18 protein-coding genes are annotated in these 23,831 nt (G+C 64.1%); all 18 read left to right on the top strand.

The genetic code is table 11. The features are described 5' to 3' along the window. Positions 1-41: 41 nt before the first annotated feature. The 18 genes from argJ (at position 42) to H7687_RS09060 (ending at position 23,665) form a co-directional block, all read left to right on the top strand. On the top strand, positions 42-1,217 hold the full coding sequence (gene argJ, locus H7687_RS09145) for a bifunctional glutamate N-acetyltransferase/amino-acid acetyltransferase ArgJ (protein ID WP_183346740.1): 1,176 nt from the start codon (positions 42-44) through the stop codon (positions 1,215-1,217). Between the two features lie 89 nt (positions 1,218-1,306). Continuing rightward, the gene (locus H7687_RS09140) at positions 1,307-1,711 is read left to right on the top strand and encodes a DUF2914 domain-containing protein (protein ID WP_183346739.1); all 405 of its coding nucleotides are present in this window, start codon (positions 1,307-1,309) and stop codon (positions 1,709-1,711) included. 99 nt (positions 1,712-1,810) lie between these two features. Then, positions 1,811-2,926, top strand: a complete 1,116-nt coding sequence (locus H7687_RS09135) for a serine hydrolase domain-containing protein (protein WP_183346925.1) — start codon at positions 1,811-1,813, stop codon at positions 2,924-2,926. Positions 2,927-3,163: 237 nt separating this feature from the next. Next, complete coding sequence (locus H7687_RS09130) at positions 3,164-4,513, top strand: response regulator (protein ID WP_183346738.1); 1,350 nt, start codon at positions 3,164-3,166, stop codon at positions 4,511-4,513. A 290-nt stretch (positions 4,514-4,803) separates the two neighbouring features. Then, on the top strand, positions 4,804-7,470 hold the full coding sequence (locus H7687_RS09125) for a valine--tRNA ligase (protein ID WP_183346737.1): 2,667 nt from the start codon (positions 4,804-4,806) through the stop codon (positions 7,468-7,470). A gap of 137 nt (positions 7,471-7,607) precedes the next feature. After that, entirely contained in the window at positions 7,608-8,432 is an 825-nt protein-coding gene (locus H7687_RS09120; RefSeq protein ID WP_183346736.1) for a prepilin peptidase, read from the top strand. Positions 8,433-8,442: 10 nt separating this feature from the next. After that, on the top strand, positions 8,443-9,909 hold the full coding sequence (locus H7687_RS09115) for a sensor histidine kinase (RefSeq protein ID WP_183346735.1): 1,467 nt from the start codon (positions 8,443-8,445) through the stop codon (positions 9,907-9,909). A 72-nt stretch (positions 9,910-9,981) separates the two neighbouring features. Then, positions 9,982-11,349 carry a sigma-54-dependent transcriptional regulator gene (locus H7687_RS09110; RefSeq protein ID WP_183346924.1) on the top strand — a complete coding sequence of 456 codons (1,368 nt, stop codon included), beginning with the start codon at positions 9,982-9,984 and terminating at the stop codon, positions 11,347-11,349. A gap of 216 nt (positions 11,350-11,565) precedes the next feature. Continuing rightward, complete coding sequence (locus tag H7687_RS09105) at positions 11,566-12,360, top strand: DsbC family protein (protein ID WP_183346734.1); 795 nt, start codon at positions 11,566-11,568, stop codon at positions 12,358-12,360. A 56-nt stretch (positions 12,361-12,416) separates the two neighbouring features. Beyond that, entirely contained in the window at positions 12,417-18,098 is a 5,682-nt protein-coding gene (locus tag H7687_RS09100) for a pilus assembly protein (RefSeq protein WP_246404728.1), read from the top strand. 3 nt (positions 18,099-18,101) lie between these two features. Then, positions 18,102-18,584, top strand: coding sequence for a pilus assembly FimT family protein (locus tag H7687_RS09095; protein ID WP_183346733.1), 483 nt, complete (start codon positions 18,102-18,104; stop codon positions 18,582-18,584). Then, positions 18,556-18,966, top strand: a complete 411-nt coding sequence (locus tag H7687_RS09090) for a prepilin-type N-terminal cleavage/methylation domain-containing protein (protein ID WP_183346732.1) — start codon at positions 18,556-18,558, stop codon at positions 18,964-18,966. The genes H7687_RS09095 and H7687_RS09090 overlap by 29 nt, the downstream gene beginning before the upstream one ends. Continuing rightward, positions 18,963-20,192, top strand: coding sequence for a PilW family protein (locus H7687_RS09085; RefSeq protein ID WP_183346731.1), 1,230 nt, complete (start codon positions 18,963-18,965; stop codon positions 20,190-20,192). Before H7687_RS09090 ends, H7687_RS09085 begins: the two co-directional genes overlap by 4 nt. A 15-nt stretch (positions 20,193-20,207) precedes the next feature. Next, on the top strand, positions 20,208-20,831 hold the full coding sequence (locus H7687_RS09080) for a pilus assembly PilX N-terminal domain-containing protein (protein ID WP_183346730.1): 624 nt from the start codon (positions 20,208-20,210) through the stop codon (positions 20,829-20,831). A 165-nt stretch (positions 20,832-20,996) separates the two neighbouring features. Beyond that, positions 20,997-21,491 carry a pilus assembly FimT family protein gene (locus H7687_RS09075; protein ID WP_183346729.1) on the top strand — a complete coding sequence of 165 codons (495 nt, stop codon included), beginning with the start codon at positions 20,997-20,999 and terminating at the stop codon, positions 21,489-21,491. After that, on the top strand, positions 21,457-21,870 hold the full coding sequence (locus H7687_RS09070; RefSeq protein WP_183346728.1) for a type IV pilus modification PilV family protein: 414 nt from the start codon (positions 21,457-21,459) through the stop codon (positions 21,868-21,870). The genes H7687_RS09075 and H7687_RS09070 overlap by 35 nt, the downstream gene beginning before the upstream one ends. Next, positions 21,867-23,030, top strand: coding sequence for a PilW family protein (locus H7687_RS09065; RefSeq protein WP_183346727.1), 1,164 nt, complete (start codon positions 21,867-21,869; stop codon positions 23,028-23,030). Before H7687_RS09070 ends, H7687_RS09065 begins: the two co-directional genes overlap by 4 nt. 14 nt (positions 23,031-23,044) lie before the next feature. Next, positions 23,045-23,665 (top strand): pilus assembly protein PilX, encoded by a 621-nt coding sequence (locus tag H7687_RS09060; protein WP_183346726.1) that lies wholly within the window; start codon positions 23,045-23,047, stop codon positions 23,663-23,665. The last annotated feature ends 166 nt before the right edge of the window (positions 23,666-23,831 follow it).

Raw genomic sequence — 23,831 nt, 5'->3', positions numbered from 1 at the left:
GAACATTGAACGTTGAACGTTGAACCGTTTCTGGAGGTTCTATGAAAGGTTTTCGCTTTTCCGCCGTCGAGGCGGCGATCAAGAAGCCGGGCCGGCTCGACCTGGCGCTGATATTCTCCGATTTCCCCGCCCAGGTGGCGGCGGTCTATACCACCAACAAGGTGCAGGCAGCCCCTGTTATCATCTCGCGGCAGCGCTCGGAAAGCGGCAACTGCCGCGCGCTCCTGGTCAACAGCGGTAACGCCAACGCCTGCACCGGCGCACAGGGGATGACCGACGCCCTCGAGTGCGGCAGGAGAACCGCCGAGGCGCTGGGGCTGTCCGACGAGGAGCTCCTGATCGCCTCGACCGGCGTCATCGGCCAGGCCCTCCCCATGGAGCGCTTCAGAAAGGGGATCCAGCCGCTCGTGGACGGGCTCGACCACGGCACGCTGGACGACGTGGCCAAGGCCATCATGACCACGGACACCTTCGAGAAGATCGAGCGCAGAAGCGGCGAGGCCGGCGGCAAACCCTACAGCATCTGGGGCGTCGCCAAGGGCGCGGGGATGATTCATCCCAACATGGCCACCATGCTCTCGTTCCTGGTGACCGACGCCGCGGTCGACGGCGCGTTCCTGAAAAGCGCCTTCACCCAGGCGGTGGACGGCTCCTTCAACGCCATCACCGTGGACAACGACACCTCCACCAACGACACGGCGCTCATCTTCGCCAACGGCGCCGCGGGCAACCCGGTCATCAAGGGGGGGACCCCGGAGGGGACCGCCTTCGCCGCGCTGTTGCACGACCTGCTCCTCTCCCTTGCCAAGCTGATCGTGAAGGACGGCGAGGGGGCGACCAAGTTCGTCGAGATCAGGGTGAAAGGGGGCGCGACCCAGGCGGACGCCAAGAAGGCCGCGCTTGCCGTCGCCAACTCGATGCTGGTGAAGACCGCCTTCTTCGGACAGGACGCCAACTGGGGCAGGATCATCGCGGCCGTCGGGTACTCCGGCGCCCAGGTGGAGCAGGAGCGGGTAGAGATCCTGTTCGACGACGTGGTCATGGCCACCGGCGGCATCTTTGCCGGCGGCGACGCCGAGGCGGCAGGCACCCGCGTGCTGCAGCAAAAAGAATTCAAGGTCACCATCGATCTCAAGATCGGCGGCGGCGAGGCGGTGGTGTACACCAGCGACCTCACCTACGACTACGTCCGCATCAACGGCGACTACAGGACCTGATCAGGCGCCCAACGCTGCCGCTTCCCGCCCGGGGCGGCGCCGGCTGCAAGCCGGTTATCCCACTCTCCGCAAACGCTGCTGGAGGCACAATGAGCCGTACCACGATTGTTTCGACCGCAACCGCTGTACTGTTAACCCTCGCCGGCTGGAGCCAATCGTGGGCGGGCGACCTGAAAATCACGGAGATGGCGGTCACCACCAAGATCGTCAAGGGAAACCCGATCGACTCGGTGCGCCGCATCTCGTCCACCTCGGTCAAGGCCCTGTACTGCTTCACCAGGTTCTCGGCGCCGGAAGACACCGACACCACCATCAAGCAGATCTGGTACCTGAACGACGAGGCGGTGGCGGAGTACGAACTGCCGGTGAAGGGAGCGCACTGGCGCACCTACAGCCGCAAGGTGGTGGAAAAAGGCCTCTCCGGGGACTGGCGTTGCGACGCGGTGGACAGCGAGGGGAAGGTCCTCAAGTCGGTCAGTTTCAGGATGAACTAAACAGGGCAGTAGCCAGCAAGGACCGAGAGAGTCACTTTGAGATTGAACACGTATTTTAGGGTGCGCTTGCGCCCCCTGTTGAGCAGTATCTGCGGCTGCATGCTGGTCATCCTGCTCGCCACCGCAGCCCGCGCCGCCGACCAGCCCCGCATCGACTCCCTGATGAACGAGGCCATGGCACGCAACCTCATCGCCGGCGGGGTCGTCCTCATCGGCAACCGCGACAAGGTCCTCTTCGAGAAGGCCTACGGACGCATCTCCCCGTTTCCCGACGCACCTCCCATGGTCACCGACACCATCTTCGACGTCGCCTCGCTGACCAAGGTCATCGCGACGACCCCCTCCATCCTGAAACTGGCGGAAGAGGGGAGGATCTCGCTGCTCGACCCGGTCACCAAGTGGTTCCCGGAACTGGCGGGAAAGGGGAAGGACGCCATCCTGGTGATGAACCTGCTTACCCACACCTCGGGGCTGGACGACGTCCCGCTTGCCAGCGCCAATCCCATGCAGAGCGCCATCGAGGGCGCCGCCGCCCAGAAGCTCAAGGGCGAGGTGGGGAGCCGCTTCCGCTATGCCGACTTGAACTTCATCCTGCTCGCCGAGCTGGTGCGCCGCGCCACCGGCGCTCCGCTCGACCTCTACGCGCAGGTCTCCTTCTACCGCCCGCTGGGCATGACCGACACCGCGTTTCACCCCAAGGAGGCTGCGCGCTGCTCCGGGACCATCAGCGACGACCGCGTCCTCTTCGGAGAGCCCCAGGACTACCTCTGCCGCCAGTTGGGGGGCGTAGCCGGGCACGCCGGTCTCTTCGCCACCGCCCGGGACCTGTCCCGCTTCTGCCGCATGATGCTCGCGGGCGGCATGCTGGACGGGAGACGCGTGCTCGCCAAGCGCACGGTGGAGCAGATGACCGCACCCTACTTCTCCCGCGGCGGGACCGTGGTCAGGGGGCTGGGCTGGGACATCTCCTCTCCCTTCTCGGCGCCCCGGGGACAGGGCTTCTCCCGGGTCTCCTTCGGCCACACCGGGTACTCCGGGACGTCGATCTGGATCGACCCGGCCACCGATACCTTCGTCATCCTGCTCACGTCGCGCCTGGAGTACAAAAAGGTCCACGAGATCAACAAGTTGCGCGGCGATATCTCCACGCTTGCCGCGCAGATCTTCGGTATTCCCGTCGAGTTCGGGGACATGGCACGTTTCAATGACGAGTGATTAATAAGAAAGGGCAAAAACCTTGACACCCTACGCCCTTTATGCTAGCTTTTTTTACCATTTTTAGTGTCATACTGGTTGTATTTGCGCCTTATTACCAACCGTCATTTCTGTCTGTCCAATATGCGAGAAATCCTGTGAGCCTTTTCCCGGATCCTCTCTGTATCAGCCGGACGACTCGAATTTGTCGTGGCAACACAACTCCTGCAGAAAGCTTCCTAAGTAGAGGGGGGATAGATGGGCAATAGACTGCTCCTCGCCGATGACAGCATCACCATTCAGAAGGTCGTGGCGATCATCTTCGCCAACGAGGAGTTTGAACTGACCGTTGTCGACAACGGTACTGCTGCCCTTGACAAGGCGCGGGAGACCAAGCCCGACGTGATGCTGGTCGACGCGCTGATGCCCGGCAAGACCGGCTACGAGGTGTGCGCCGAGATCCGCCGCGACCCCGTGCTGGGCGCGGTTCCCATCATCCTCCTGATCGGCGCCTTCGAGCCGCTGGACGAGGAGAAGGCGCGCGAATGCGGCGCCGACGCCACCATTTCCAAACCGTTCGAATCGCAGCAGTTGATCGACCGGGTCAAGGAGATGCTGGAGCTGGGCAAGACCCGCAAGACCGCTCCCCCGGTGGCTCAGCCCGCAGCCGCTGCGCCCGCCGCCGAAGAGATCTGGGGTGACCTCTCCTCGCTCGATGCCATGGCCCCGGCCGCGGCAGCGCCGGCCGCCGCAGCACCCGCAGCACCCCCGGCACCCGCCGCGGAGGACATCTGGGAGAGCGTGGGCATGGAGACCGAGCCCGCCTGGGAAGAGCCTGCCGCTGCACAGGAGCCGGTCTGGGAAGCCCCGGCAGCCCCGGCGCAGCCAGTCGCTGCCGCACCGGCGGCGCAGGTGGAACCGGTCGAGGCGAGCATGGAGGACGACCTTTGGGGCGCCTTCGAGCTCGAGGAGGAGACGCCCGCCGCTGCAGAGGCGCCGTCCGAGCTGTTCGGCGTCGTGGAGCCGGAAGGCGCCTTCGAGACCGAGTTTGAGGCGGAGGAAGTTTTCAGCTTCGACGAGTCGGAAGAGATTGAAGAGACCGGCCCCGCCCTGGAACTGGAAGAGCCGGCGGTGGATTCCTCGCTCACCGTCAGCGAAGAAGAGTTCTTCGCCTTCGGCGAGGAGCCCGAGGCTGCCGCAGTAGTGGTGCCCGCGCAGGCCGAGACCCAGGCCGAGGCGGAGGCGTTCGGCGTGCCCGAGTATGAGCCGTTCGAGTTCGACGTGGAGGAGCCCGCGCCTGAGGCCGTAGCGCCGGCGGCACCTGTTGCGCCCGCTGCTCCCGCTGCTCCCGTTGCTCCCGTTGCTCCCGTTGCTCCCGTTGCGCCTGCAGCGGCCGCACCGGTTCAGGCGGCACCTGCCGCGGCACCGGCAGCACCCGCAGCGCAGCCGGTTGCCGTCCCCGAACTTACCGAAGACCAGCTGGTGGCTGCCCTCTCCAAGGTGTCGCGCGAGGTGATCGAGCGAATCGTCTGGGAAGTGGTGCCGGACCTGGCCGAGGTCATTATCAAGGAAGAGATCAGGAAACTGAAGAGCGGCGTACGCGGCTAACGCGGACGTCCCTCCCATCCGCTTATGAAACAGGGGATTTCACGATCCCCTTTTTTCATACTTGGAGACTCCCCCTGACGCCCTGACCTCCCTCTCCCCCTGGGAGAGGGTCGGGGTGAGGGCGTTGCAACAGGCGATGTCCCTGCGGTGGCGTCTCCCTCACCCGGCCTTCGGCCACCCTCTCCCGGGGGGAGAGGGTACCTGGGTGGGCTGCCGCGCAGGCGCTTACGAAACTTTCAAGCTGTGCAGGGCACCCCCTGCTAAAGCATTTTTCTTATGAGGTAGATTAGATGGCAAACAAAGAGCTGGAAAAGGTTTACGAGCCGAAGAGCGTTGAGCAGAAGTGGTACCAGGAGTGGGAAGGGAAGGGCTACTTTCACGCCGCCGTCCCCTCCGACAAACCGGGCTACTCCATCGTCATCCCCCCCCCGAACATCACCGGCGTGCTGCACATGGGTCACGCCCTGAACAATACCCTGCAGGACATCCTGTGCCGCTGGAAGCGGATGAGCGGCTACAACGTGCTCTGGATGCCGGGCACCGACCACGCGGGTATCGCGACCCAGAACGTGGTCGAGCGCCAACTGGCCGCGGAAGGCAAGGATCGCTTCGAACTGGGCCGCGACGCCTTCATCGAGCGGGTCTGGCAGTGGAAGGGCGAGTCCGGCGGGCAGATCATCGGCCAGCTCAAAAGGCTCGGCGCCTCCTGCGACTGGGAGCGCGAGCGCTTCACCATGGACGCCGGTCTCTCCAAGGCGGTGCGCGAGGTGTTCGTGCGCCTGTACGAAGAGAAGCTCATCTACCGCGACAACCGCCTGATCAACTGGTGCCCGCGCTGCCACACCGCGCTCTCCGATATCGAGGTCGAGCACGAGGACAAGGCGGGGAACCTCTGGCACCTGCGCTACCCGGTAGTCGGGAGCGACGAGTACGTGGTGGTCGCCACCACCCGTCCCGAGACCATGCTGGGCGACACCGCGGTGGCCGTGCACCCCGAGGATGAGCGCTACAGCCACCTGATCGGCAAGAAGGTGCTGCTCCCGCTGGTGAACCGTGAGATCCCCGTCATCGGCGACGACTACGTCGACCGCGAGTTCGGTACCGGCGTGGTGAAGATCACCCCGGCGCACGACTTCAACGACTTCGAGATGGGCCTGCGGCACAACCTGGACCGCATCAACGTGTTCGACGAGTCCGGCGTGGTCAACGCCGCCGGCAAGCAGTACGAGGGGATGGACCGCTTCGCCGCCAGGAAGCAGGTGGTGGCCGACCTCGAGGCGGCCGGGCTCCTGGAGAAAATCCAGGATCACGCCCTTTCCGTCGGCGGCTGCTACCGCTGCAAGACCGTGGTCGAGCCCTACATGTCCCTGCAGTGGTACGTGAAGGTGGGGCCGCTGGCCGAGCGCGCCCTCGGCGCCGTCAAGGACGGGCGCACCAAGATCGTGCCGCAGCAGTGGGAAAACACCTACTACGACTGGATGGAGAACATCCGCGACTGGTGCATCTCGCGCCAGATCTGGTGGGGTCACCGCATTCCCGCCTGGTACTGCGACCACTGCGGCCACATCACCGTGGCCAAGGAAGATCCGACCGCGTGCAGCCAGTGCGGCTCCGACGAGATCCGCCAGGAAACCGACGTGCTGGACACCTGGTTCTCCTCGGCCCTGTGGCCCTTCTCCACCATGGGGTGGCCGGAGAAGACCCCGGAGTTGTCCGCCTTCTACCCGACCTCCTGCCTGGTCACCGGCTTCGACATCCTCTTCTTCTGGGTGGCCCGCATGATGATGATGGGGCTGCACTTCATGGACGAGGTCCCCTTCACCGACGTCTACATCCACGCCCTGGTGCGCGACGCCCAGGGGCAGAAGATGTCCAAGTCCAAGGGGAACGTCATCGATCCGCTCACCGTGATCGACGCCTACGGCACCGACGCCTTCCGCTTCACCCTGGCCGCCTTCGCGGCGCAGGGGCGCGACATCAAACTCGCCGAGGAGAGGATCGCCGGTTACCGCAACTTCGCCAACAAGATCTGGAACGCCTCCCGCTTCGCCATGATGAACCTGGAAGGCTTCGACCCGGACCAGGTCGACGTCGCGTCGCTCAAGCTTTCCAACGCCGACCGCTGGATCCTGTACCGTCTGAACGAGGCCGCCACCTCGGTCGATTCCGCCCTTACCGGGTTCCGCTTCAACGAGGCGGCCAGCGAGCTGTACCGCTTCACCTGGAGCGAGTTCTGCGACTGGTACATCGAGCTCGCCAAGGACGATCTCTACAAGGGTGACGCCGAGCGCCAGGCCGCGGCCAAGTACGTGCTCTGGCTGGTGCTGGAGAACCTCTTGCGCCTCTTGCATCCGTTCATGCCCTTCATCACCGAGGAGATCTGGCAGGCCCTGCCCAAGAGAAACGGCGCCGCCGATTCCATCATGATCTCCGACTTCCCGACCCCGTGCGCGGAGTGGGCGGACTACGCCTCCGCCGCCGCTGAGATGGAGCTGGTCATGGAAGTGATCAAGGGGATCAGGAACATCAGGGGCGAGATGGAAGTGGCCCCCAGCAAGCAGATCGCCGCCATCCTCGACTGCAAGTCGGAGGCGAGCCTCAAGCTGCTCAAGAAGAACGAAGTCTATGTGATGAGCCTGGCCCGTCTCTCCGACCTCGCCATCGGCCAGGGGATCGAGCGTCCCGCCGAGGCCTCCTTGCAGGTGGCCGGCGACGTGGAGATCATCGTGCCGCTCAAGGGGCTGGTGAACGTCGAGGAAGAAGAGAAGCGTCTCAACAAGGAGATCGCCAAGATCGAGAAGGACATCGAGTTCCTCTCCAAGAAGCTTGAGAACCCGAGCTTCATCGAGCGCGCCCCCGCCGACGTCGTCGAAAAAGAGCGCGAGAAGATCGCCGACTTCGGCAACAAGAAGAAGCTCCTCCAGGAGAGCCTGGAGAAGATACTGAGGCTGAAGTAAGAACGGCCGTTCAACGTTCAAGGTTCAACGTTTGAGTCCACACCACTTCGTGGCACCGAGTCGCTACGGCACGTGCCACAAGGTGAGGAAAGATTTTAACGTCGAACGTTGAACGTTGAACGGCTTCTGAGGTTTCCTTGACTCCCTACATCACCTACGCCGTATTCGCTTTCCTCTTTGGGGCCGTTGTGGGCTCCTTCCTGAACGTCTGCATCTGCAGGATGCCGAGCGGCGAATCGGTGGTGTCGCCTCCGTCGCACTGCCCCAAGTGCGACTACCAGATCCGCTGGTACGACAACATCCCCATCCTGAGCTACCTGCTGCTGGGCGGGAAATGCCGCTCCTGCAAAACCCCGATCTCGATCCAGTACCCGCTGGTCGAGCTCTTAAACGGCCTGCTTGCCCTGGCCCTTTTCTTCAAGTTCTTCCCCCAGCGCCTGTTCGCCGAAGGGGCGCCGATCCAGTACCTGTTCACCGGCATGTTCTACTTCGGCGTGCTCTTTTTCTTCTGCAGCGCCCTTGTCGTGGTCACCTTCATCGACCTTGAGCACCAGATCATCCCGGACCGCATCACCCTGCCCGGCATCGTCCTCGGCTTCGTCTTCTCCTTTTTCATCCCGCAACTGGGCTGGCTCAACTCCCTGATTGGCATCGTGGCCGGAGGCGGCAGCCTGCTCCTCATCGCCTGGGGCTACCAGGTCGTCGCCAAGAAAGACGGCATGGGCGGGGGGGACGTGAAGCTTCTGGCCATGATGGGCGCCTTCCTGGGGTGGAAGTCGATCCTGTTCATCGTCTTCGTCTCTTCGCTGTTGGGATCGGTGATTGGAATAACCCTGATGCTGATCCGCAAGAAGGACTCGACACTGGCCATACCGTTCGGCCCGTTCCTCGCCGCCGCCGCTGTGCTGTACGTCTTCTACGGCAGGCAGATCATTCACTGGTACCTGAACATGGGACGCTGACACAGCCCCTATGAAACCATTCCGTTTCAGCCTAAGCTTCTACATCCTCTCCGCCTTGAGCATGCTGCTCGTGCTCACCTGGGCCCTCCTCTCCCTGATATCTTTCAAAACCTCGGAAAACGACCTGCTGGCCCAGAAGGGTGAGGATGCCAAGGTGCTGCTGGCGGCGATCGTCTCGGCACTGCCGCGTCCCCTGGCCCCGCCGGACCCGGAAAGCCAGATCGTGCAGTATCTCGAACAGTTGAGGCGGGACCGCGGCTTCACGGGACTCGTGGTGGTGGACCAGGAGGGACGCCGGCTCTATGCCGTCACCGACGGCAGCGAGAGTGACAGCAGCCTGAGCAGCGTCCTGGCCAGCGGTCGTTCCCTGTTCCAGCTCGCCCCGGACAAGCGCAGCGGGCGCTGTTACGCCCCCATCGTGCAGCAGGGGAAGGTGGTCGGGGCCGCGCGCCTGACGCTGTCGCTGCAGCCGGTCCAGGATCGCCTCTCCATGTCCCGGCACCTCTTCCTCGCCTACTTCGCCCTGGACTTCCTGCTGCTGCTCGTTTTCGGCTCCTACCTTTTGTCCCGTACCGTGGTCTCCCCCATCAAGCGCCTCCTCTCCGCCACCCGGCGCATCACTGCCGGGGACCTCGGCGTCTCCGTCAACGTGGCCGGCAGTACCGAGGTCGCCGAGCTCTCGGAAGGGTTCAACAGCATGATGGTGGCGCTCAGGGAGAAGAGGGTGGAGGTCGAGGAGAAGGTGGCGTCGCTGAAGTGGGCCAACAAGGAACTGGTCGAAGCGAGAAACGAGACGGTGCGTTCCGAGAAGATGGCCTCCGTGGGCCTTTTGGCCGCGGGGATGGCGCACGAGATCGGCACGCCGCTCGCCGCCATCATGGGGTACAGCACCATCCTCGCCGAGGAGCTGGCCGCCGATCCGGAAAAGTCGGACTACCTGCGTCGTATCGAAGAGGAATCCCGGCGTATCGACCGGATCGTGCGTGGCCTTTTGGACTACGCCCGTCCCAAGCGCGTGCAGTGGGAGGATGTGGAGATCCGCCCCCTGCTGGAAAAGGTGGTGGCGCTGCTGGCGGACCAGGGCGTGCTGAAGCACCTCGAGGTGTCGGTCCAGGTCGAGGCCGGCCTTGCCACGGTGCACGCCGACCCGCACCAGCTCGAGCAGCTGCTGATCAACCTGATCGTCAACGCGCGGGATGCGATGCCCAAGGGTGGGCAACTGTGGTTAAAGGGAAGCCGGGCCGGAGCCGAAGTGGTCATCGAGGTGGTGGATAACGGCGAGGGGATGCCCCCTGAGCTGTTGAGCAAGGTTTTCGACCCGTTCTTCACCACCAAGGAGCCCGGGAAGGGGACCGGTCTCGGCCTGGCGATAGCGGCGCGCATAGCCGAGTCCTGTGGCGGCCGGCTCGGCGTGCAGAGCGAACTCGGCAAAGGGAGCCGCTTCACCCTGACCCTCCCCGCCACAGAGCGCAGCTAGGGGCGGCAGCGGGTTACCCACCGTAGCTGCCTGCGCTAGCAGGCGGTTAGCGCAGGTGGGAAGGAGCACATGTTGACCGAGAAGAAGAAAATCCTGGTGGTGGACGACGAGGCCAACCTGCGCCACATGCTCCAGGTCCTCTTGAAGAAGCAGGGGTACCTGGTGGAGCAGTCCGCAGACGGCGCCGATGCGCTGGCCAAGGCGCGCGCCGGTGGCTACGCCTTCATCCTGTGCGACATCCGGATGCCGGTCATGGACGGCAAGAAGTTTCTGGCCGCCTGCACTGAGTCCGGCGTCGGCGCCACCATCATCATGATGTCCGCCTACGGCACCGTCGACGACGCCATCGAGTGCATGAAGCTCGGCGCCTACGACTACATCTCCAAGCCCTTCAACAGCGACGAGATCTCGCTGGTGCTGAAGAAGGCGGAAGAACGGGAACGGCTCAAGGACGAGAACCGCAGGCTGCGCGAGGCGGTGCGGGAGCGGGCCTTCCCCGACATCATCACCAGAAACGACCGCATGGGTCAGATTATGGACCTGGTCAAGAAGCTCTCCGGGCACAAGACCACGGTGCTGATCCAGGGCGAATCCGGCACCGGCAAGGAACTGGTGGCGCGGGCGCTGCACAACTGCGGCGTGCGCCGCCAGGGTCCTTTCGTCGCCGTCAACTGCGGCGCCATACCCGCCTCGCTCCTGGAAAGCGAGCTCTTCGGGCACGTCAAGGGCGCCTTCACCGACGCTGCTTACGACAAGGTCGGCCTCTTCGAAGAGGCCAACGGCGGGACGCTCTTTTTAGACGAGATCGGCGAGCTGCCGCTGCCGCTTCAGGTCAAACTGCTGCGGGTGCTGCAGGAGGAGGAAATCCGCCGCCTGGGCGCCGCCGCGGCACAGAAGGTGGACGTGCGCGTGGTATCCGCCACCAGCAGGGACCTGACCCAGGAGGTGGCGGCGGGGCGATTCCGCGAGGACCTCTACTTCCGCATCAACGTTTTCGCCCTTTCCCTTCCTGCCTTGCGGGAGCGGGTCGAGGACGTGCCGCTCCTGGTGGACCACTTCCTGGAGAAGCACGGCGAGCGCATGGGGATGCCCGGGGTGCGCCCCACCTCCGAGGCGCTGCAGGCGCTGGTCCGCTACGGCTGGCCGGGGAACGTGCGGGAACTGGAAAACTGCGTCGAGCGCGGCCTGGTGCTGTGCGATGGCGCCCTGCTCGGGCTTGCCTGTCTGCCGGAGGTGGTGCGCAGGGGGGCGGGACCGGAACGCAGGGGAGGGGAACTGCCTGATTCCCTCTCCATCAAGAAGGGGGCCGAGGCGCTGGAGCGGCAGCTGATCATGCGCGCCCTGGAGCAGACCGCCGGCAACCGGACCCACGCGGCGCGGCTGCTGGAGATCAGCCACCGGGCCCTTTTGTACAAGCTCAAGGAGTACGACCTGGGGTAGCCGGCTTTCACTGGTACCTGCGCCAAGTGCCAATTTTTTGCGGGGTAGGTGCCGTTGCTATGAAAAAAATGCGTAGTTTTTTGCTGTGTCGCCGTGCTATGGTATGCCACAACTGACGGTATTGGCGCTGAAACCGGTACTTAGCGTCGCGGCGGGACCAGGGCACGGTTGTTGCTCGCCCTGTCGCAGCAACGAAATCACCTACGAGGTAGCTGAATGTCCTTTGCATCAAATCTCACCCGCATCTGTACCGCCTGCGTTACCCTCTTCATCATTGCCTTTGCCGTACCCGCCTTCGCCATGTCGGAAGGGTGCAGTGGGGATTGCGCTTCCTGTCACTCCATCACGCTGCAGGAGGCCAGCACGCTCCTGAAGGCGATCGGCCCGGTCAAGGAGGTGAAACCGGCGCCGGTGCGGGGGCTGTACGAGGTGACCTTCGAGCAGGCGGGGCAGAGCGGTGTCGCCTATATCGACTACGGCAAGAAGCACATCATCGCCGGCCAGGTCTTCGACATCGCCTCGCGGCAACCGGTGGGAGGGGCGGCACAGCAGGCCAAAAAGGTGGAGCGCAAGGAGCGCCTCGACCCCGCCAGCCTGAGCACCGACCATGCCCTGGTCATGGGCAACCCCAAGGGTAAAAAGAAACTCTTCGTCTTCACCGACCCCGAGTGCCCCTACTGCGCCAAGGCGCACGCGGAGCTGAAAAAGCTGGCGGCCCTGGAGCCCGATCTGGCCATCTACATCAAGCTCTACCCCCTGAAGATGCACCCCAAGGCGTACGACAAGTCGCGGGTGATCCTGGCGCGGGGCTCCCTGGACCTGTTGGACAAATCCTTCGCGGGCGAGCAGCTGCCGGCTGCCACGGACAAGGACGCTCGCAAGCCGGTTGAAGAAACCATCAAGTTCGCCGAGGCCAACGGCCTCCTTTCCACGCCGACCCTGGTCCTGCCGGACGGGCGGATCATGGTGGGGTACAAGGACGCCAAGGCGATGCAGGAGTTGCTGCGTTAGCCGGCGCATCTATTGGAGTAACGTCCCTCTGGATATGGAGGTGTGTGGTGGGAAATATGAAAAATAAACTGACCCTTGCTGCTTCTTTCCTGGCCTTGACCTGCGCCCTGCAACCGACGCCGGCCCACGCCACGCTTTCCTGGCCCGGCGAGCCGTACTGCGTCAAGCCCGCCTTCGTCGCCGGCAACGTGTCGCCGAACCTGTTGCTCATGATCGACAACTCGGCCAGTATGTACGACCTGCAGTACGTGGACGAGGGGAAGAAGCACTGCTCCAACTCCTCCACCAGTTGCACCTCCAACGCCGACTGCTCGAACGGCGGCACCTGCAGCGTTTTCGACCGCCGCCCCTTCTACTGCTACGACCAGACCTTCAACAGCACCAAGGATTACTACGGCTATTTCAACAAGGACAAGTTCTACTACTACTACAAGAAGCAGGCTGACGGAACCGGCGACGAGTTCAGGCCGGTAGCGGGAAGCACGCTCGCACAGGCCCTGACCGTGGTGTCCTGCGGCGCCAACGGCACCAACATCAACAAGACCTTCCCGGGACAAATGTGCCTCGAGTACACCACCGGCAAGTCGCTGGTCGCCTTCGTGGCCAAGGGGAATTACCTCAACTGGCTCACCGCGTCCAAGCTCGACGCCGAGAAGCAGACCCTGACCGGCGGCAAGTTCGACGGCAGCTACTTCATCCCCGAGTCGCGCGGCTGCGTGGGGCAGGCCTTCGTCAAGGACCAGAACACCGCCGACTTCATCAACTTCGCCGACGGCACGCCGGACCCGAACTCCTCGCTCCAGGTGACCTACACCATCACCGGGCCGTCCAATGAGTACAACTCGACCGCCCCCTCCAACGGCGGCCAGACCTACATCAACCTGTTCGGCGGGGCGAGCTTCAACTACGGCAACTGCCAGGACGCCATCACGGCCCTCGCCACCGGTGGTAACGCCGACATCAAACAGACTGTGGATTCCTGCCTGGCCAGCACCGCGCCCGCCACCGGCACCTGTCAGACCGTTCCCGAGGCACTGCGGCCCTTTGCCGCCTGCTCGACCAGTTCCGACTGCTACCTCAACAAGGCGACCACATCCGCCTATGTCTGCCAGGCCTACCTGGGAAGAACCTGCACCGGCCTGGCCGATGCCGCCTCGTGCAAGATCGCCGCCCGGAACTCCTGTACGGTCGATCCGACCATCGCCTGCGGCGTCGACTCCGACTGCAACGTTGCCGTTCCCGCCACGCCCGGCCACTGCTCCACCGACAAGTCGATGTACACCCCTGCGCCGGGGAGCAAGGACGATGTGCCGGCTATTTCCTGCACCGCGGACGCGGACTGCAAGTTCAAGTCGACCGGGACCAACTTCGTCGGCAAGGCCAACTCCTGCGTCGGATACACCGCGGCAAGCACCTCCTACAAGGGGCCCTGCGTGGTCACCGCCGCCCAGGACTACGGCCCGTGCGTCGCCAACTACGTCGGCGACTGCCAGCTCACCGCGCAGGGGGCCGCCACCAAGACCAAGGTCAGCTTCCAGCAGTCCATGCAGGAATGCTGGACCATCAGGGGGGAAACCCACACCGCAGCCGACGGCTACGGTTTTCCCAACATGAACACCGTGCTGAACCAGTGCCCGGACATCTACGCCTCGTACAAGACCTGTCACAACGACCACCTCAAGCAGTGCACGGTCAACACCGACTGCGCGGCCGACGGCACGGTATCCTGCGACTCCGGTCCCGCAGCCATCGGGGCAGGCAGCCCGGCGCTTCTGTGCGGGGCCAGCTACGAAGGGCCGTTCTTCACCAAGAACGCGAGCGGTAACTGGGTGGTCACCGCCGCCGGCTCCGCCGACAACTACCTGGCCATGAAGGAGGCGCAGTACCGCTTCTGCGGGGACATGGCGTCCCCGCCCGTTACCGACCCGACCGACTCCCCCTCCGATACCACGCTCACCGAAAACATGCCGGCCATCCTGAGCGGCATCGGGGTGGAGGCGCAGCTCGGCGCACCCATCCAGAAGATGAGGGTGAAGATCGGCGCCACTTCGTGCACGACGGTCAGCGACTGTGGCACTACCAACCCGGAGCGCAGTTTCACCTGCACTTCCGGCACCTGCCAGCCCATCGGTCTGGTCCAGGAGTTCTCCGACAAGATCCGCCTCGGGGTGGCCACCTTCAACCCCTTCGGCTCCGCGTCCGAAACCGCGCTTGCCGGCGTCAAGGACGCCAAGGTCTGCTACGTCGGGGCCGGCAGCACCCAGGTGACACCGGTACAGGCCTGCGTCCAGAACATCGACTGTGGCACCGGCAACCGCTGCGACGTCGCCTCCGGTAACGCCAACCTCGACGGCGGCGCCATCATCTACCCGGTCGGCAAAGGGGTCTGCGCCACCATGACCGGCACCGCCTGCACCACGAACGCCCAGTGCAGCGGGACCAACACCTGTCTCAACGGCTTCTGCGGCAGCAAGAGCACCGACGTCTGCACCACGGTGAGCAACTGCTCCGGCTCCTCCCAGGCCTGCGTCCGCGACACTGCCGGTGCCCATACCGCGTCCGATACCCTGGTGGGGAAAATCGACGGCATCAGGGCCGCCTCCTGGACGCCGCTCGCCGAGACCCTGTACAACGTGCTCGGCTACTTCGCCGCCATCCCGCAAACGGGGGGGAGCCTGAAAAGCCGCGTTACCGGCGCCGCCACCGGGCTCACCGGCCTGCGCATCAACGCCATCGACACCACCAGCGTCACCAACGCCGTCGACTTCAACGAGGTCCTGCACCCCTCCGAGTACCGCTGCCAGCAGAACTACGTGCTGCTGGTAAGCGACGGCAGCTCGACTGCCGACCGCAACACCACGGTCGGCAACCTGGCCAGCCTCTACGCCGCGCAGGCCGGCACCACGGCCGGCGCCTGCACGGTGCCCAGCGGTTCCGTGGACCATGGCGGCACCTCCAACCTGCCGGTAATATCCTGGCTCGGGCGGCACCAGAACCTGGCCAGCTTCAGCACCACGGCGGTGACGCCGGTGCACTGCTCGGGGCACACCTCCACCACCTGCACCCGCGACAGCGACTGCCCGTCCGGGGAGACCTGCCAAAACGGCACCTACCCCCGCGACTATTTCACCACCTACGTGGTGCTGAACGGCGAGTCCACCGGCACCAGCGATGTCTGCTCCGCCGAAATGCTCTTGGGCAAGACGGCAAGCAACGGCGGCACCACGCTGGAAATGGCCAAAGACCCGGTCGAGCAACGCGACAAGCTCTCCACCATCTTCCAGACCATCGCCGCCAAGGCGTCCTCGGGTACGGCGGCCTCCATCCTCAGTAACAGCGAGGGGAGCGGCGCCAACATCCTGCAGGCGGTCTTCTTCCCGAAGAAGGTCTTCGAGAACCAGACCTACTCGGACTGGATCGGCGAGATGCAGAATCTGTGGTACTACGTCGATCCCCAGATCAGCCGTTCCACCATCCGTGAGGACACCAATGCCGACAAGCAGCTCGACCTGATCGCGGACAAGGTGGTGAGTTTCCGTTTCGACACCACCGACAACACCACCTATGCCTTCGCGTCGCAGGACACCAACGGCGACGGGATAGGGGATACTACCGAGGTCAAGGAGGACACCGACCTGGTCAAGAGTATCTGGCGCGCCGGCAAGCAGCTCTGGTCCCGCAACCTCAGCTCCAGTCCGCGCAAGATCTTCACCTCCATCAACGGCACCTCGTTGATAGATTTCTCGTCCGACACCTTCCGGGGTACCGCGAACTCGGACAACTCCGCCACGCTGGCGCCCTACTTGAACGTCAGCGCCGGAGAGGCGACCAGGCTTATCGACTACGTGCACGGGGTCGACCAGAACGACCTGGAGGGGTTCGCCTCGTACCGCAGCCGCAAGGTCCAGATCAAGGACCAGGCCACCAATACCATCAGCTCCCCCCGCGAGTGGCGTCTGGGCGACATCATCTCCTCGACGCCGCGCATCCAGTCCACGGGGAAACTGAACACGTACAACGTCGCCGCCCCCAGCGGTTATGGCGATGCCTCCTATACCTCCTTCATCAACTCGTACCAGTACAAGCACAGGGGGATGGTCTACGTCGGCGGCAACGACGGCATGCTGCACAGCTTCAAGCTGGGCCTTCTGGACGTGACCGCGAGCAGCACGCACAAGGCGACCCTGACCGGCTCCGCACTGGGCGAGGAACAGTGGGCCTACATACCCAAACAGGTGCTGCCGTTCCTGAAGTACTACGGCGACCCCAAGTACAACCACCTCTACTATGTTGACGGCGCCACCGTCCTCTTCGATGCCAGCATCGGTACCACGACGCTGAACACCGACACCAACACCAATATCTGCCCTGACGGGGCTACGTACTACGACTGCCCCAAGCAGGCCTCGGTGGTGAACGGCACCAACCAGCTCGACCCCACCAGGAACACCTGGAGGACGGTACTGATCGGCGGCATGGGTATCGGCGGGGCCTCCACCAAGACCTGCGCCAGCGGCGCGGAGTGCGTGCAGACCCCGGTCGCGGAGGACCCCAGTGACACCTCTAAGGCACTGGGCTACTCGACCTACTTCGCCCTCGACGTCTCCGACCCGGAAGCGCCGTCGCTGATGTGGGAGTTCAACGACCCGGCCATGGGCTTCGCCACCACCGGCCCGGCCGTGGTCAGGGTGGGCCCGCGCGACAAGAACGGGCACTGGTACGCCGTCTTCGGCTCCGGCCCCACCGGCAAGATCGACACCAACAACAACCAGTTCAAGGGACAGTCCAACCAGACCCTGAAGTTCTTCATCGTCGACCTGCGCACTGGCACGCTCTTGCGCACCATCGACACCGGCATCGAGAACGCCTTTGCCGGCTCCATGCTGGGTGGCCCCATCGACGCCGACCGCTGGGACTCCTATGCCAACGGGCACTACCAGGACGACGCCATCCTGGTCGGCTACACCAAGAAGAACACCACCACCAACACCTGGAGCGACGGCGGGGTGATCAGGATCACCACCAAGGAGAGCAGCACCGTCAACAACTGGGGGTGGAGCCACGTCATCGAGGACACCGGGCCGGTGGTCACCGCCATATCCCGGCTCCAGGACCGCAAGAACAAGCGCCTGTGGCTCTACTTCGGCTCCGGCAGGTACTACTACCGCGCAGGGACCGACATCGACGACTTCAGCAACCAGCGTTCGATCTACGGCATCAAGGACCCCTGCTACAACACCAATGCCCTGCCCGGCAACGTCTACGACAAGAACTGCACCGCCACGGTCACCTCCGGGGTCACCGACCAGTCCGAGGAGATCACCTCGGTTGGCGCCGGCGGCTGGAAGATCGACATGGACCTGTCCAGCGGCAACTTCGGCGCTGAGCGCGTGGTAACCGACGCCGTGGCGCTCACCAACGGCACCGTGTTCCTCACCTCGTTCCAGCCCACCGCCGACCCGTGCGGCTTCGGCGGCAACTCCTTCCTGTGGGCGCTGGGGTACGATACCGGGGGGAGACCCAGCGACGCGGCCCTGGCGGGCAAGGCGCTGATCCAGCTCTCCACCGGCGAGTTCAAGGAGGTCGACCTGGCCCAGGCCTTCGGCAGCGGGGCCGCGCGCCTGAACCGGCGCTCGGGCGTCCCCATGACCGGCAAGCCGCCGGCGGACGCCTTCCCGATCGTCAGCAAGAGCGGCAACAAGCCGGTCAAGAAGATCATGCACATCCAGGAGCGCTGATCCATGCGAGAGAGAGGATTCACCCTGATCGAGCTGGTCGTGGTGGTGGCCATCATCGGCACTCTTTTGGCCATCGGCAGCATGCAGTTCAGCAGCATGCAGCGCAAGTCCATGGTCGAAGCGCAGGCCAGGAAGATCTACAGCACCCTCACCGACGTGAGGGTCGAGGCCATGTACACCAAGACGGCGCGCGCGGTGCTCCTGAACGGTATGCAGTTGCAGATCTACCCCTCGGGCACCGCAACGGGCACCCCCAGTGCCGTAATCCCCTTGAGTTTTGCCATGGCGGACAGCACCGGGGGGAGCGCGATCGTGTTCGATTCGCACGGGATACTGCAGACGGAGTGCTCCATCTGCGTCCAGCCCGGTGGCGTGGCCGAAAACCCGGGCTACATCGACAGCGTGGTCGTTTCCACGGCGCGCAGCTACATGGGCAAAAGACAAACCGGAGGAACTTGTGTCCCAGCCAACATTAATCAGAGATAACAGCGGCTTCACCCTGGTGGAGGTCCTGGTGGCGGTGGTCATTCTCGCCGTCGGGATGTTCGGGGTGCTGCAATCGATAAACGTGAGCCTGCAGTACAACCTGAAGAACGAACTGCGCAACGAGGGGGTCCGGGTAGGGGAGAAGTACATGGCCGACCTCAGGGGGAAGACCTTCGACAAGCTTTCCACCAGCTACGCCCCCTTCAACGAGCAGGGAAAGATTCGCAGCGGCACCAAGACCTTCGTAGTGGAGCGTGCCAGCCAGGTCCTCGCCTATGACGGGACCCAGCCCAGCACCAAGCAGCTCACCGTAACGGTGAAATGGAGTTACCGCAACATGTCCACACTGAACAGGGTGGTATCCGTGGTGGCCAAGCCATGACGCGCGACCGTCGCCTACCTGCCGGGAACGCGCGCCCCCTGACCGGGGAGCGCGGCTACACGCTGGTCGAACTGCTCGTGGTGATGGCCATCTTCCTCACGGTCATCATCGTGGCCTCGCAGGGGTTCAAGACCGTGCTGACCCAGGTCGGCCAGCAGAGCAAGCTCATGGAGACCGACATCGGCAACGTGGTCGGGCTGGAGCTGTTCCGTTCCGACCTGCAAAATGCCGGCTACGGTCTTCCTTTCACCTTGCGGGCGGCGCCGAGCTCCGGGACCTACACCGAGGTGACCAACAGCGACACCGGGATCCCGGTGACCGCGGGCTTCTGGCCGGCGGGCAAGAGCCCCGCCAGCTTCAACGATGTCCCGGCCAGCTACACCTATGACACCGACGGCGCGCCGCGTGCCGTGCAAAGCGGCAACACGACCTTCAACCTCAGGTCCGGCGTGGGGTCGCAGTACCTAGTGATCAAATCGCTCACCGTGGCCGACTCGCAAAACGCCACGCAGAAGAAGTGGATGACGGTCTCCTACAGCGAGGCCGGCAAGAGCGCTCCGCGCTGGAACGACGCGACCCGCGACTTCACCAATACCGAGCGGGTGATGGTGATCAGGAACACCTTCACCGACAACAACGCCAAGCGCGAGCTGCAGATCAACGGCGGCGCCTATTCGGCCACCTTTGCCAACTACACCACGCTCACCGTGCCGCACTCGTCGGGCGACGTGTTCCAGGTGTACGGCGTGGACCAGAGCAGCGCGCTGCGCATGCCGTTCAACCGGGCCGACTACTACGTCTACCGCCCGACTCCGGCCCCCGCGGTGTGCGCCCCCAACACCGGCGTGCTCTACAAGTCGGTGCTGAACCAGGGCGGCAACTTCACCGATATTCCGCTGCTGGACTGCGTCGCGGACATGCAGGTGGTGTACGGCATGGGGCAGGCGGGCTCCAACGAGGTCAACTTCCACCAGGCCACGCTCACGGGAACCGCCCAGGACATCCGCCAGCAGTTGAAGGAAATCAGGATCTACATCCTGGCGCAGCAGGGCAAAAAGGACACCAATTACAAGCATCCCAATTCCCAGATTGCAGTGGGAGAGAGTTTCGGCGGAGCCCTCATGGGGAGGACCTTCGACCTGCCGTCCCAGATCGGGACCGGTTGGGACAACTACCGCTGGAAGGTCTACACCATCGTGGTGCGGCCGCAAAATCTCATTCAGTAGCAACACGGTACGGTTATGAAAAAGTTAGGCAATGAAGACGGTATAGCCCTGGTCACGGCGCTCATGTTCACCCTGATCTGCCTGGGCATCGTGGCGGGGCTGATGCAGATGCTGCTTCTGGAGACCAAGGTGTCCGCCACCCAGAAGAACTATCGCAACTCCATCGAGGCGGCCTACGGGGGCACCGAGCTCATCACCCGCGAGTTCATTCCCAAGCTCTTCAACAACTACTCCTCGGCCATCAACCCGCTCAAGCTCGCCTACGGTTCCGGCGGGATGGGGGACATCGGTCTGGTCACCAACGACGCCAGCCTCAAGACCAAGCTCTCCACCTCCACCAGCGACTGGGGCGCGCTTTCCAAGACCATCGACGCGAAGGACACGCCGGACCTTACCTTCATGTTGCGCGGCGTCTCCTCCGCCGGCAACTTCAAGGTCTACGCCAAGATCGTGGACACGGTACAGGGCAACTCCGACACCACCGGCGTCGACTTCCTTGACAGCGGCGTCGGTGTTGCCGGCACCGGTTCGGGCATCTCCCCCAAACACAACCCCGCCCTCTACACCTTCGAGGTGCGCGGCGAGAAGGCCTCCAACCCCAAGGAAAAGGCGCTGCTCTCGGTGCTGTACGCCTTCTAGAGCGCGGCACCCGCGACTGCTTCCGGCGGCCCTCCCACAAGGAGGGCCGCTGTCGTTTTACCTGTCACTTGCCGGTCTGCTCCGGCTTTTTTTTTATCCCCGCTCTGATAAGATTGGAAAGTTCAAATTTGATTCCTGCTGGTCGGGGTCGCGCCCGGAGGGGCTATGGGGTCACGCGGCTATTCGCTTATCGAGATGATGATAGCCATCGGCGTCGCGGCCATACTCACCGCCACGGCATCCTTCTATTTTCACAAGTACCAGAAGAGTTACCGTATCGAGGCCCAGACGCGCCTGCTCTTCACGGAACTGCTGAAGGCGCGCATCCAGGCCATCTACCAGCGCAGGGGGACGCGGGTCAAGGTCTACGCCGACCGCTTCCAGGTCTATTCCTCGCTGCAGGACGGCGCCACGGTCCACCCCGTGCAAACACACCTGCTGCGGTACCCGGTGAGCGCCACCGCCAACCTGGACCTTGCCGCGGGGGGCAACATCGACTTCGACGAGACCGGGGTCACCTACAGCTGGGGTTCCATCTGCCTCGAGTCGGTTCCGGGCTACGGCGGGGTGGACAGCGTGGTCATTGCCGCCACCAGGGTGAGTATCGGCAAGAAGGGCGCGGGTGATGACTGTAAAACCGAGAACATCAAGCTCAAGTAGCCCCGGTTTCACCCTGGTCGAGATGCTCATGGCCCTGCTGGTCATGACGGTCGGCCTTTTGGGACTGCTGCAGTCGGTGAGCGTGGCCTACCAGCAAAACCTCAGGGACAAGCTGCGCAAGGAGGCGACCCAACTGGCAGAGGAGCGCATGCACGACTGGTGCAGGCTCCCTTTCGACGGGATCACCGGCAGCGTGATCAAGGAAGAGGCGAGCGGGAAACTGGTAGCGGGGTCCCCGTGGCGCTTTTCGGTGGCACGGGAAGCGAGCACGGTGGGAAGCGCCACCAGGAAACTGCACGTGGTCGTCAAATGGTCCGTCAAGGGGACGGAGAGCCGGCACGAGATCTTCGCGCTGAGGTCGAGGAGAGCGGGCGAATGAGGCACTGGCGGGGGAGGCGCGGATATACCCTGGTCGAACTGGTCGTGGTCATGCTGATCTTCGCGGTGGTGATGACGCTGATCAGCAGTTCTTTCGCCAACATCGTGCGCAGCACGGGGCAACTGGGCAAGAAGACCGAGACCGAGATCGGGGGGCTGATCGGGCTCGAGCTGATGCGCCGGGACCTGGAACTGGCGGGGTTCGGCCTGCCCTACACGCTCCCTGCCGGGCTCAACTACGCGGAAGCACCCGAGGACCTGCAACTGGTGCCGGGCCACCCCGGCGCCAAGGCAAGCAACTTCAACGACCGCCCCGCTCTCGCGGCGCCGCCGGCCTACCGTGTCGGCAGCGGCGTCGGCTTCAACGGGTCCGATTACCTGGTGGTCAAGGGGACCGCCCTGGGCGCCAACACGGTCTGCCGCAGTTGGTGCTATCTCAACTACAGCGCGGTGACCCCCCCCTCGCGGGTCGAGCCGGAGCTGAAGATAGGCACCAAGGCCCGCGCCATCGTCCTGCGCACCGGGGCCGGCGCCTCGGGCCAGCCGGTCCGGGACCTGGTCACCTCGGGGGGGGATTTCACCTTCTTCCTGAACCGGGCCGATGCGAATTTCGCCCCGCGGCAGCGGACCGACAGCCACGTGGTCTACGCAGTGGCCAATGATGACGGCGGCGGAGACCTCGCCTTTCCCTTCAACCGGTCCGACTATTACATCAACCGCAAGTCCGACATCTCGGCCCTGTGCAACCCCGGGACCGGCACGCTCTACAAGACCACCATCGACCACCAGGGGGGGCACACCAAGTACCCCATCCTCGACTGTGCCGCCGACATGCAGGTCGTGTTCTACATGGACACCAACCGGGACGGGAAAGCCGACTACCACCCGGACCCGGAGGACGGCGTTCTGACGGCAGAGTACCTGCGCGAGGAACTCAAGGAGATTCGGGTCTACATCTTGGCCCAGCAGGGGAGGGAGGAACCGGGATACCGCTACCCGGTGGCGGACCCGGAGCGCGCCATCGTGGTCGGCGATCCGGACCTGCCCGATTACGTGGGGCACGTCTGGAGCGCGCAGGCGATGAGCGACACCTTCGGTGCACAGTGGCGCAGCTATCGCTGGAAACTCTACACGATCGTGGTGCAGCCCAAAAACCTGTAGCAGGGGAGGGGGCGATGGCGGCTCCATGTTCCGAAAAGGGCGCAGCCCTGATTACCGCTTTGATGCTGACGACGCTCTCCCTGGTGATCGCGATGGCGCTTTTGTCCACCATCATCGCCGGGACCCAGGTGGCCGCGAGCCAGAAGCGCTACCGTAGCGCGCTCACCTCCGCGCACGGCGGCCTGGACCTCTTCACCAGCGAGATACTTCCCAGGCTGTTCCAGACCGGCTACGGCAGTTCCGATTTCCAGCGGGACTTCGCCGGGATCGATCTCAAGGTGACGCTCGATCCGTGCCTGCAACAAAAACTCACCCTGCGGCGCGCGGAGTGGTCCGCCTGCAACGAGGCGCAAGCCGGCCCGGATCCCGCCCAGGCCCCGGAGACCTCCTTTCGCCTGGCGGGTGAGCCCCCGACGGCCGGGTTCAACGTCAGCACCAAAATCATCGACACCGTGCCGGGCAATACCGACCGCTCCGGGTACTACCTGCTGGACTCGGGGGGAGCCGTCGCGGCCCAGGACGACGTGATCCGCCCGCAGCACGTGCCTGCCATGTACAACATCTACGTGCAGGGGACGCGGGAAGAAGTGGGAAGCCGCGAGAAGGCGCGTCTCTCCGTCCTCTACGCCTACTGAAGGAGGGGACTGGCTCCGCAGGTGCCTGTCCCCCTGCCGCCGGCTGTCCCCCTGTTGCTGTCCCCCGGCTGCCGGCTGAAGGCGGCTTTTTAATTACGCGGGTTGCTGCAAATTGCAACTCGCTTTTTTATTGGTATGATCTCCCCATCCCGCCCATTAGAAAAGC

Origin of the sequence: Geomonas paludis, assembly GCF_014193585.1 — a bacterium.
Taxonomy (GTDB): domain Bacteria; phylum Desulfobacterota; class Desulfuromonadia; order Geobacterales; family Geobacteraceae; genus Geomonas; species Geomonas paludis.
The sequence above is the reverse complement of the archived record's forward strand: the minus strand, read 5'-3'. Positions and strand labels throughout refer to the sequence as shown.